The sequence below is a fragment of the Streptomyces sp. NPDC048643 genome, assembly GCF_040650615.1.
Lineage (GTDB): Bacteria > Actinomycetota > Actinomycetes > Streptomycetales > Streptomycetaceae > Streptomyces.
The window spans coordinates 149,507-161,122 of sequence record NZ_JBEZHO010000013.1; the positions used below are offsets into that span (position 1 = coordinate 149,507).

Consider the following 11,616-nt stretch of genomic DNA (forward strand, 5'->3'; position numbering starts at 1 on the left):
CGACGAGGCTCAGGCGTGTGCCTTGCGCGGCCCGGTCGCCTTGCGCGTGGCCGCGTGGTGGACGGGCTCGCCCGTCCTCGGGGGCTCAAGGCGGCGCAGCGAGAGCGTCGCCGTCAGGAGAAGTCCGGTGAAGACAGCCAGGAGCAGGGCGGAGACCCACATCTGCCGGGTGCCGGGTGACTGCCAGGCCGTCCAGACGGTGGATGCGCTCCACATCAGGATGCCCATCACGTAGAAGGTGCGGACGCGGTGCAGCTGTCGCACGGCCCGCAGGAACATGACGCGTTCGGTCTTCGGTGCCATGGCGAGGCGTGTACCCCGAATCGCGGATCATCACCACGGAGTTGAGACAAAGGAGCGGACGCCCGGCGCGGACGCCGCCTCCGGCGCCGCCGACGACGGAGGAACAGACGGCCGCCCTCACGAGATACGACCGACACCTCGGCCCATGTTGAACACGTTCAAAAAGAAGGGTTACGCTGAAGCGGTACGAAGCCGAGGGGGTTCGATGAAGGTAGTGCTGCCCGGAGGAACCGGACAGGTGGGCGCGATACTCGACCGTGCGCTGACGGCGGCGGGCCACGAGGTCACGGTGCTGACCCGGCACCCCCGGCGGGCTCACGACCTCGGCTGGGACGGGGTCACCCTCGGTCCCTGGGCCGCGGTGATCGACGGCTGCGACGCCGTCGTCAACCTGGCCGGACGCAGCGTCTCCTGCCGTTACACCCCCGAGAACCTGCGAGCGATGATGGATTCCCGGGTGGACTCGGCACGGGTCGTCGGCGAGGCGATCGCCGCCGCCGCACGGCCACCGCGCGTCTGGCTGCAGATGAGTACGGCGACGGTCTACGCCCACCGTTTCGACGCGGCGCACGACGAGGCGACCGGGGTGATCGGCGGTACGGAGCCAGGAGTGCCGGACTACTGGGCCTACAGCGTCGAGATCGCGCGGAACTGGGAGCGGGCGCAGGCCGATGCGCCGACTCCCGCGACCCGCAAGGTGGCGCTGCGCTCGGCGATGGTCATGAGCCCGGACCGGGGAGGCGTGTTCGACGTGCTGTCGCGGCTGACCCGGCTCGGGCTGGGCGGGCCGGTGGCCGGCGGTGCGCAGTACGTCTCCTGGATCCACGACGAGGACTTCGTGCGGGCGGTGGAGTTCCTCATCGCCCGGGACGACCTGGAGGGGCCGGTGAACCTCTCCTCCCCCGGCCCCCTTCCGCACCGTGACTTCATGCGGACGTTGCGCGCGGCCTGGGGCGTCCCGGTGGGACTGCCCGCGACGCGCTGGATGGCCGAGCTGGGGGCGTTCGCGCTGCGCTCGGACACGGAGCTGCTCTTCAAGAGCCGTCGGGTGGTGCCGGGCCGGCTGCGCGCGGCCGGGTTCACCTTCTCCTACCCCGAGTGGGAGTCGGCCGCCACCTCGCTCGCACGGCGTGCCCGACCGGCCCGTACGGCATCCCGGCGCGACCCTGATACGCGCGGCAGCCACGCGGCGTAGCGCGGGGCAGGAACGGGGACCGGGCCCGCACACCGTGGACTTCGCGCCGTGCGGGCCCCGGAGGGCACTGGCTGTCAGCGTCGGTGGAGCGTCTGGAGTGCCTCGACGAGGACCTTGGGATCGTGTGCGCCCTTGAAGACGGACGGGGGCTGCCTGTCGAGGTTCAGGAGCTGGGCGACGGCCGTCCAGGCGGTGCGGACGGAGTACTCGACGGTGAAGACGACGTCGTCGGGGACCTCCGCGTACTGGCCGATGAAGGCGAGGTTCGTGGAGTTCTCCGGAACGACCGGGGGGCGGTCGCCGCTCTTGCGGACCAGGAACTGGCTGGTGATGTACGGCATCAGGGCGGGGATCACGATCGAGGCGTCGCGGATGGCGGCACGCTGCTCCTGCTCGAACGGCAGGTGCTGCAGAACCTCGTCGAGGATCTCGCGGCCGGTGCAGTCCCGCATCCTCTTCTTGACGAAGTCCCCTTCCTTGTCCGGGAAGAGGGCGTAGCCCCACCACACGAAGGTGTCCTCGGGCTGCTCACGGAAGTGCGGCTGGTGGTTCAGGACGATGGTGAGGAGCCAGCTGGAGTCCTTGAAGGTGATCAGGCCTCCCTTGCCGGCCTCGCTGCCGCTGAACTTCTCCATCAGCTGGAAGAAGGAGGGATCCTTGGTGGTGACGGTGAAGGACTCCCAGGTGGAGTCCTTCGGAGTGGAGTCGAAGACCCGCGGGTCGCCGAGCCCGGCCCTCTTGGCCGCCAGGGTCTCCCACAACTGCCATGCTCCACTGGGCGTGTCGACGTCCAGGGCGGGGACGGCGTCGGTCGAGCCCAGGGTGGAGTTCGCGGTCATCGACCCGTTGGTGACCATGACGAGGTCGCCGCTTTCCAGGGTGATCTCCTCGCTCTTTCCGGCCCGCTCCACGATGATCGACTCGACGGTCAGCCGGTCGCCGTTCGCGAGCCCCAAGTCGGTCACTCGGGTGCCGAGTTGAAGGGTGACGCCCTGGTCCGTGAGCCACGCGTGGAGCGGTCGGACGATCGAGTCGAACTGGTTGAACCTCGTGCGGTAGATCCCGGACATGGAGTCGAAGGTCTTGAAGAGGTGCACGAAGCGGTTGAGGTAGCGGCGGAACTCGATCGCGCTGTGCCAGGGTTCGAAGGCGAAGGTGGTGCACCACATCGCCCAGAAGTTGGTGGAGAAGAAGTCCGGGTGGAACAGGTCCGCGATGCGCTTTCCGTCCAGCTTGTGCTCGGGGGTCGCCACACACCTGACGAGTTCCAGGCGGTCGCGTTCGGAGAACGTCATCGCGTGCGCGTCGATCACCTTGCCCGCGGAGTCGACGAGCCGGGCGTGATCGTTCCAGGCGAAGTCCTCGTGGAAGGCGAAGGTGTCCTCCGTGACCGACTTCGACGGGTCGTCCAGGGAGGGGACGGAGGAGAGCAGGTCGTAGGTGCACTCGAAGTGCACCTCGAACATCCGCCCGCCCCGCATGGTGTACCCGGTCTCGGGTGAACCGGCCGCGTCCAGGCTGCCGCCCTCGCGGTCCTGCTCCTCCAGAATGACGATGTCCTCGCCGGAGAAGCCCGCCTCGCGGATCAGGAACGCGGCGGCCGACAGCGACGCGATGCCGCTGCCCACCAGGTAAGCCTTCGCCACAGCCATCACTCATTTCCGGTGGGTCCGCCCTCGGGGGAGGCGGGAGAGCACTGCTGGGGGCGACGGGAGGGGTTTCGTCGCCGTGTCCGTACGGCCGATGCTGGCACGGGCTCATGGGGAACAGCATCGGGAGACGGGCGAACGGGTGGTGCGGGCCACTCCCTGGACTCGCCTCGGAGGTTCGCACCACCGTGGGTGCGAGCACCACGGCCGAGACGGCCGACACCGCTGTTCGGGCGACCTCGCGGAGCCCATCCGGCCGGTTCATGAACGCATGGGCATGAAGGAAGGGGGCCTCTCCCCTCGCGGAGGCCCCCTTCCCTGACTCACTTGAGGTTCAGCCGGTGCACACCTCCCAGTGCGGTTCCGACGTACAGGCTCCGTCCGTCCGAGGCCGCCGCCATGGACAGGACGTCGAGGTTCTGCAGGGTCCCGGAGACGTTGCGCCAGGTACGGCCGCCGTCGGTCGACCGCAGTACTCCCCGTGCTCCGTACGGGACTTCACCGGGAACCCAGCGGCCCGTGGTGCCCGCGTACAGGTCGCCGCCGGCTTCGACGATGCCCGACACCTGGATCCGCAGGCCTCCGTGGTCGGCGGTGTGGAAGGTGCGGCCGCCGTCGGACGACCAACGCAGGGTGGTGCCGCCGACGATCAGCCGCGAGCCGTCGCTGCCGAGGGCCGAGACCTCGCCGTCGGCCGCCTTCGTGAGGGTCTTGCCGAAGTCGTCCGAGTAGTACAGGCCACCGTACCCGCCGAGCCAGATCCGCCCGTTCCTGCGCGGATCGGCTGTCAGGGCGCGGAACTGGTCGTCCTTGCGCAGGCTCTTCCAGTGACCTCCGCCGTCGGTCGTGGTGTACACGCCGGGTCCGTCGATCCGGGTGTAGGAGACGGCGACCCGGTCGGGGTCGCGCGGGTCGACCAGGAGCGCGAGCGCGTTGCCGTCGAGCAGGCCCCTGTCCTCCCAGCTGCGACCGCCGTCCGTGCTCTTCTGCACGGCGAGCCCGGTGAGGCTCTCGAACGTCCGCCACACGATGCTGCTGTCGCGGGCGTACGTCCGGATCGCCGAGACCTGCGTGCCGGTCGTGCCCTCGTGCTCGCCGGCGCCCCACTCGGGTGAGGTCACGGGCAGTGCCGTGCGGTACATGCCCACGGTGGTTCCCGCGAGCAGTTCCTTGCCCGCCACGGCCAGAGCGGGCACGCTCTCGCCCTGCACACCGATCCGGTGCTGCCCCGAACTCCCTTCCGTACCACGGTAGACGCCTGCCGAGGCGGCACTGACGGTGTAGGTGCCGTCGGCCCAGCGGTCGTAGTCGTAGACGACGGTGGCCGGGTTGGGCTTGCCGATCTCCTGCCAGGTGACTCCCGCGTCCTTGCTGACGCGGGTGGTGCCGTCGGATCCGTCGCGGAGGACCTCGCCGCGGGTGACGGTGACCAGGCCGCCGCCGTCGCTCTGGGCGGTACGCCAGTTCCGGCCGCCGTCGGGGCTGACGATCAGACCGCCGTTCCTGCCCAGCACCTGGACGGCCACGAGCGGCCCGTCGGCGGCGAAGCCCGCGATGACCTGGGAGCGGTCGGAGGCCACGGCGTAGACGCGTTCCGCCTTCTTCGGGCCGTCCCCGGACATGCCGCGCACCACCCAGACCTCGCGCCCGACCCACGCGTACAGGTCGTCGCCGCCCATGGCGATCCTGAGGACGTCCGTCGGCAGCCCGAGGTCCTCGCTCCGCCAACTGTCCCCGCTGTCGCGGCTGATGAGCAGGCCGGTGTCCGAACGGGCCACCAGGACCCGGGTGTCGGCGTCGGAGACGAGGTCACGGTAGGTGTCGTCGGGGGCGTTCAGCCGCTCCCAGGTGCGACCTCGGTCATCGGTGCGCAGGATGCCTCCGGCGCCCACCGACCAGGACACGGCGCTCATCGCCGACCACCAGCGGTCGGGGTCGTGGGCGTCGACGACCATCGACGGTTCGTTGCTGGCGGCGCCCATGAACGGGGTGCGACCACGTTCGGTCCATGTCTTTCCGGAGTCGGTGGTGAGCCAGGCGCCCGGCTTGCCGTACTGGGTCATGACCGCCTGGTGCGGCGCGCCGGGGGCGAGGGTGACTCTGCCGTCGGCGCTGTTGGGCCCGACCGGCTGCCACTTCAGTCCCTGTGCGTCCTCCGGGGTGACCTCGAACCCCCCTGCGCCGTACTGCCGTTGGCCTCCCGCTGCGGTCGCCCGTGCGGTGAGCCGGTAGGTGCCGGAGGTGGAGCCGGTGAGGTCGGCGGCGAAGTAGTGCGGGTCGCCCGTCGGACGCGTCGTCCTCGTGTACGTCGGTCCCTTCGGCGGGTCGACGGTCAGGACCGGCGACGCGGTGAGGGCGGTAGGCGTGTAGACGTACGCCGTACTCGCACCGGACGACGGGTCGGGCGTCGCCTCGACGTACAACGGAGCCGCTTCGAGGAGGTACGGCACGCGCAGCAACGCCTTGCCGTGGTCCGTGACGCCGATCGCCCCGGAGAAGTGCACGGTGGTGTCCGGTCGCGGTGCGTCGACGGTCAGCTTCACGGTGGCGGTGCCACCGGGACGCACGGTGATCCGACGCGGACTCACCCGTGCCGCGTCGCCGTCGACGGACACCGAGCCGTTGACGGTGTGCGGGGAGGGGTTGTGGAGGGTGACGGCGCGGGTGGCGGTGACGTGTGAGCCACCCATGTCGGCGAGGCCGAGCGAGACGGTGGCCGGTGACGCGGTGAGCACGGCGTCGGCCGCGGCGGCCACGTCGAGCCGTCCCGCCCCCTGGGCGATCGTGTCGACTCCCTTGAGGCGGTGCGCCGTTCCGGTCAGCTCCGCGCCGATCTCGGTGGCGGGGCGGTCGGGCTGGAGCTGGCGCAGCAGGGCGGCGGATCCGGCGACGAGCGGCGAGGCCATCGACGTACCGGACATCCGCCAGGCGCCGGACTCGACCATGCTCTTGGGCACGGTCGAGCGGATCTCCACGCCGGGGGCGACGAGGTCGGGCTTGAGTCCCAGGTTCTGGTCGGGTCCGCGGGAGGAGAACGCGGCGATCTCGTCACTGGAGTCACGGCCGGAGAGCGTCAGCTTGGCTCCCCCTGCGGCGAGTTCGGTGAGTTCCTGGCCCTGGATGCGGTCGACGCCCGTGACCACGAGGTGGTCCATGCGCAGGTCGCCGTCCGATCCGGCCAGGCGGCGCCCGCTGTCCGCCGGTACGGGAGCGCCGTAGCCCGGCTGTACGGTCGGTGCGGTCCGCGCGGATCGTTCGCCGGCGAGGACGGGACCGCCTCCGTCGGCGGCGCCGCCGATCAGGGCGAGGGCGCCGCGCTTCTCGGCCTCCCCGTACACGGCGAGGTCTTCGGGATAGACGGACTCGTCTTCACCCCGAGCGGGCGGGAAGGCGTACAGGACGACCTTTCCGCGTACGTCGCCGGCGCGCTCCCAGTCCTCGGGAGTGCCGGTGCCGATGTCGACGAGAGCGCCGGTCGACGGCTTGTCCGGCGGGTTCGCGGAGACGAGTCCGCGGTAGGTCTCCAGGGTCTCCCGCTGTCCTGCCAGGCGGAGTTCGGGGACGGCGATGCCGCTGGTGGAGGCGCCGACGGCGAGGACGCCGCGCGCGGCGGCGGGGCTGCCGACGGTGTACGCGCCCGGTCCTTCGTTGCCCGCGGCGGCGACGACCACGACGCCCGCGTCCACGGCTGCGGTCGCCGCGAGGCCGAGCGGATCGGTGCCGTCACCGGGACCGCCGATGCTGAGGTTGATGACGTCGGCGCGGTGCGGGTTGGCCGGGTCGATGGCCGCCTCGATGCCCGCGATGATCGCCGAGGTCTCGCCGTACCCGCCGGCGTCCATCACCTTGTAGGCGAGGAGTCGGGCGTCCGGTGCCGCGCCGGTGATCCCGCCCGGTGCCGCGGGCTTCGCCGCGATGATGCCGGCGACGTGGGTGCCGTGGGCGTTGTCGTCCATCGGGTCGTCGTCGTTGTTGACGAAGTCGTGGCCGCCGACGACCTTGTGGCCCTCCCCCAGGCCGCCGCCCAGGTCCGGGTGGGTGTAGTCGACGCCGGAGTCGACCACGGCGACGGTGACGCCCTTGCCGGTGACCTTGCCGCCGCCGGGAGCGGGCCGCTTCCAGACGTCGGGGACGCCCACCAGTTCGTGGGCGTCGGTGGCCAGCACCTTCATCCGGGTGTCGGGGACCACGGCCTTGACTCCGGGCAGGCCGCGCAGCCGGGTCACACTGTCCTCGTCGACGGTCATGGCGACCGCGTTGAGCGCAAGTCCCAGGTGGCGTACGGACTTCGGGGCCGCCCCCGCGTCCTTGGCCGCGTCGAGCACCGTCTCCTGCCGGGCGTCGATCCGCTCCCGCGCGGCCCGCACGGCGGCGGTCCGGGCGTCGCGGGAAGCACCCTGGGGCGCCTCCAGGGCGGTCGCGCCGTCGAGTTCGACGATGACCCGGGTGCGTGCCGGCGCGTCTGCCGCCTGGGCGACGGGCGCCCCGCCCAGCAGGCCGCCGAGTACAGCGGCGGTCAGTGCGGCGTGCAGAGGTCTTCGGACGCTGCGGCCTGTGTGTCGTATGTGGTGACCCATAGGGGGAGTTGGTATCCGGAGACCCGGACTCCGCACAACGATTCCCCGCGGCCCATTGCTGCCGCTGGCACACATGGGCCAGGATCCCCGCATGACCGATCAGCTCGCCGCCGTCGGTGTCGACCCCTTCGACGAGGCCGTCTACCGCGCTCTCCTCACCCGCCAGGCCGCCTCGCCCGGGCAGCTCGCCGACGAACTCGCGTGCTCCACGGACCGCGTGGGCCGCGCCCTGGCCCGGCTGCACGATCTGGGACTGGTCGGCCGACTGTCCGGTGCGCGCCGGCGGTACGCGGCGATCGACCCCGAGCACGCCGTGGACGCGCTGGTCCGTGTCCGCGCCGCCGAGCTGGACCGGGTCCGGTCCTCGGCCGCCGAGTTGTCAAGGCTGTTCACCGCGGGGCGGCACGGCGGTGGCGACGAGGTCGAGATCGTGCACGGCAGTGAGGCGCTCGGCCGGTGGTTCGTCCGCCTCCAACAGGAGGCCCGGCACCAGGTCCGCACGCTGGACCGGCCGCCGTACGCGCTGACGACGGCGAACCCGGTGGAGGAGACCGCCCTCGCGGAGGGCGTCACGTACCGCGCCGTGTACGCGCCCGAAGCCTTGGAGTGGCCCGGCGTCCTGGACGACATCCGCCGCCTCATCAGCCATGGGGAACAGGCGCGTGTACTGCCCGGCCTGCGGGTGAAGATGGCGATCGCCGACGACCGGATCGCACTGCTGCCCCTCTCCCTCGATCTGTCGGACGTCCGGGCCGCGGTGCTCCGCCCGTCGGCACTGCTCGACGCGCTCGTCGACCACTGGGAGTTGTGCTGGCGGGCGGCCGAACCGCTGGACGCACCGCCCGAGGGACCGCTGGACGCGGACGACCGGCTGATGCTGTCGTTGCTCGTCAGCGGGATGAAGGACGAGGCGATCGCCCGCCAACTCGGTTGGTCCGTACGGACCATGCGGCGCCGCACGAGCCGCCTGCACGAGCTCCTCGGCGCGGCCAATCGGTTCCAGGCAGGCGTGATCGCACAGCGCCGGGGCTGGATCTGACCTGACCCGACCGAGCGTTCCCGGAACGTCAGGGACACCCGGAGCGCAGCGTGAGGCCCGGACCGGGGCCACCTGTCCCCAAGTGCCCCGGCCCGGACGTACCCCCGTCGGATGCCGCCGGCCCTACTTGGGCGGCATGAGCACGCTGTCGATCAGGTACACGGTCGCGTTGGACGTCTTGATGTTGCCGCAGACGATGTTCGCGGTGCCGTTGACCTTGTACTTTCCGTCCGATCCCTCGGTGGTGAGGTTGGCGCCCTCAAGGGTCTTGAACGAGCCGTCGGGCAGCTGGTTCGGCGCGATCTTCTCTCCGACCACGTGGTAGGTGAGGATCTTGGTGAGCTGCTCCTTGTTGGCGAGCACCTTGGCCAGGTCGGCCTTCGGAATCTTCTTGAAGGCGTCATTGGTCGGGGCGAAGACGGTGATGTTCTCGGCGTTGTTGAGGGTGTCGACCAGGCCGGCCTTCTTCACCGCCGCCACGAGTGTCGACAGCGCCGGGTTGTGCGACGCGGCCGTCGCTACCGGGTCCTGGGCCATGCCTTCCAGGCTGCCGGACCCCTCCTTGGGAACCGACGAGCACGCGGGTCCGAACGTCCCGCCGTCGTCCGCGTGCGCGGCCGGGGCGAGAAGCCCGACACACACGGGCAGTGCGAGCGCCGCGGCGGCCACGGCGGCCGTGTTGATCATGCTTCGGGTGGCCATGATCGGTACCTCCTCGGGATGAGGACTCATCGGGAGCCCTTTCATGGGTGCCGACCGAGGCTGGCCGGGGACACGCCCCCGCGTGAGTCCGTATTCCAGCTCAGCTCGATCACACCCCTTATCCGAAGCGGGTCCGGAATCGGATGGGTGGATTGGGGCGATTTATTATGATTCGCGACATTTTCACAGCGCGTAGCGACGTCCCACTGTGGGTCGATCAGCGGCTCACCGCTCGATCACCGTTCTCAGGGCCGCGTCAACCCTCACCACGGTTCCCGATCCGGGATACACCCCGGTCGGGGACCGCCTCACCGTGTGCGCGTCAGGGTGGTCGGCTACGCGGCCGACGGCGTGCGGGGTGTGGTCGGGCGGGTGGTGAGGCGGGTCAGCAGGTCCGTTCGGTGGTTCTCGTCGGCGGCCAGGGCGATGGTGGTCCAGGCCATGGCCAGGCCGCCGTCGAGGACGGCACGGTCGGCGCCCGCGCTGGTGCCGTAACGGGTGAAGTCGGGGTTGTGCATGATCGTGTCGCCGCAGTCGTAGCCGATGGACGGGTGGATGGTGGGGACGACGTGGGAGAGGACGGCCCTCCTCATGCGCACCTACAAGCGAGCGGGCCGCCCCGTCCGCATCCGCGCCACGGACCACCACACACCGCTGCTCCCGCGCGTCGGTCCGTGGGAACCGAGGTGAGCCGAGGTCAGGACAGCTGCTTGTGCATCACGACGCACGGCCGCTCGAACTGGACGTCGAGGCGCCGGTCGATCGCCTCCCAGCCGAGCGAGCTCCAGAAGGCCGAGGCCGCGGGATTGTTCTCCAGCACCGCGAGGCGCAGGCCGTCCCGTCCCTGCCCGAGGAATCGCTCTTCGACGGCACGAACGAGCAGCCGCCCGACACCTCGTCGTCGCTGATCCCCTCGCACCACCAGCAGCCCGATCCAGGGATACCCGTCCTTGGGATGCCGATCCAGCAGACAGACGAGGCCCACGGTGCGGCCCTCCCCGTCACGGGCGAGCAGGACGTGACACCCCTCGGTACCGGCTTCCTCCCGCAGATCGGCTTCGACCCGCTCGGGCTCGATGTGTTCGGGGTCGTACTCGCCGGCGGCGCGACAGTACTCGGGGTTGCTCGCGTAGATGCCGACGACGTCGGCGATCTCGTCCGGGGTGAACCGCATCGGGGAGAGGGTTGGTGTGACCACGAGGGCAAGGTTAACGAGGGCCGCACGCGGTCGGCACCGGCTCGCGGGCGGTCCGCTCAGCCCGCTGCGGGAGCTTGAGAGGGCCTCATGACCACGGGGAGGCACCTCTGTCGGTGTGCTTCACAGCGACATGATGAAGTCCAGGGCCAAGCCGGAAGGTGTCATCCAGTAGGTGACGCGGCCGCCGTCGTCGACCGTCAGTGGGTCGGCGCCAGGCATCGGGACGTCGATCGGGCCGCTTGCGGTGCTGCCGGGCTTCCGGCCCTGGAGTACGACGCTGATGGTGTGGGCCTCGTAGGTGTCCCGCTGGCCGCCGCTGACGAGCAGGGCGGCGTTGGCCTCATCTCCTGGAGCGAGCGTGGCGAGCGCCTTCGGGTCGCTGTCCTTGATCAGGGCGACCGGGGCCTGCGCATCGGCTCCGAGTTGTACGCGGGGGTAGCCGTAGACCGTGCATGTCTTGTCGCCGGCGTTGGTGACGGTGAGCAGGAGGTGACGGACCTGGTCGCCTGCCTCGTCCTGGTTCGTCGTGGCGAAGGAGAGGTCTGCCTCGGCGCAGACCGCGGTGCCGTCGGCCTTCGCGTCGTCGCCGCCTCCGTTGCCGCCTGTGTTGCTCGAACTGCCGGTCGGCTCCGACGAACCCGTCCCGGTGGGCTCCGGCGAGTTCGTCCCCTCCGATGATGCCGAACTGGTGGCACTGGGCCGGTCGGTCGCTTTGGAATCGTCCTGGCCATCGTCCTTGCCCGCCTCGCACGCCGTGGACGCGAGCAACAAGACGACCGCCGCGGCCGCCAGGAGGCGGGACGTCCGGTTCCTTTGCGTTGAACGAACTGCAGCCTTCATGGTGTTCCCCCGTTGTCAGCTGTACACGGCCGGACGATGGTCGCGTCCGGCCGTCCTGTCGCTCCGCGCTGTCCGGTTTCCGCAGGCCGTGACCCCTGCGGTCGCGCGGTCAG

General features: G+C 70.6%; 9 protein-coding genes. 2 read left to right on the plus strand and 7 right to left on the minus strand.

Annotated features, from left to right (window positions below; genetic code table 11):
* Positions 1-9 precede the first annotated feature (9 nt).
* Positions 10-303, minus strand: a complete 294-nt coding sequence (locus tag AB0C62_RS15995; protein ID WP_362973465.1) for a hypothetical protein — start codon at positions 301-303, stop codon at positions 10-12.
* A gap of 205 nt (positions 304-508) precedes the next feature.
* Here AB0C62_RS15995 and AB0C62_RS16000 point away from each other — a divergent pair, with 205 nt between their 5' ends.
* Positions 509-1,498 carry a TIGR01777 family oxidoreductase gene (locus tag AB0C62_RS16000; protein ID WP_362973467.1) on the plus strand — a complete coding sequence of 330 codons (990 nt, stop codon included), beginning with the start codon at positions 509-511 and terminating at the stop codon, positions 1,496-1,498.
* Positions 1,499-1,572: 74 nt separating this feature from the next.
* Here the strand turns inward: AB0C62_RS16000 and AB0C62_RS16005 are convergent, their stop codons facing one another.
* Positions 1,573-3,144: an oleate hydratase gene (locus AB0C62_RS16005; protein WP_362973469.1), complete on the minus strand. Its 1,572-nt coding sequence runs from the start codon at positions 3,142-3,144 to the stop codon at positions 1,573-1,575.
* Positions 3,145-3,470: 326 nt separating this feature from the next.
* Positions 3,471-7,724, minus strand: coding sequence for a S8 family serine peptidase (locus AB0C62_RS16010; RefSeq protein ID WP_362973471.1), 4,254 nt, complete (start codon positions 7,722-7,724; stop codon positions 3,471-3,473).
* A gap of 91 nt (positions 7,725-7,815) precedes the next feature.
* On the opposite strand from AB0C62_RS16010, the gene AB0C62_RS16015 reads away from it, so the two are divergent.
* Complete coding sequence (locus AB0C62_RS16015) at positions 7,816-8,763, plus strand: helix-turn-helix domain-containing protein (RefSeq protein WP_362973472.1); 948 nt, start codon at positions 7,816-7,818, stop codon at positions 8,761-8,763.
* A 123-nt stretch (positions 8,764-8,886) separates the two neighbouring features.
* On the opposite strand, the gene AB0C62_RS16020 is transcribed toward AB0C62_RS16015, so the two are convergent.
* From AB0C62_RS16020 to AB0C62_RS16035, 4 genes are all read right to left on the minus strand, one after another.
* Positions 8,887-9,465, minus strand: coding sequence for a fasciclin domain-containing protein (locus AB0C62_RS16020; RefSeq protein WP_362973474.1), 579 nt, complete (start codon positions 9,463-9,465; stop codon positions 8,887-8,889).
* Positions 9,466-9,800: 335 nt separating this feature from the next.
* Positions 9,801-10,058: a hypothetical protein gene (locus AB0C62_RS16025; RefSeq protein ID WP_362973476.1), complete on the minus strand. Its 258-nt coding sequence runs from the start codon at positions 10,056-10,058 to the stop codon at positions 9,801-9,803.
* Positions 10,059-10,162: 104 nt separating this feature from the next.
* Complete coding sequence (locus AB0C62_RS16030; protein ID WP_362973477.1) at positions 10,163-10,663, minus strand: GNAT family N-acetyltransferase; 501 nt, start codon at positions 10,661-10,663, stop codon at positions 10,163-10,165.
* A gap of 120 nt (positions 10,664-10,783) precedes the next feature.
* Positions 10,784-11,434: a DUF4232 domain-containing protein gene (locus AB0C62_RS16035; protein ID WP_362973479.1), complete on the minus strand. Its 651-nt coding sequence runs from the start codon at positions 11,432-11,434 to the stop codon at positions 10,784-10,786.
* Positions 11,435-11,616: the final 182 nt, after the last annotated feature.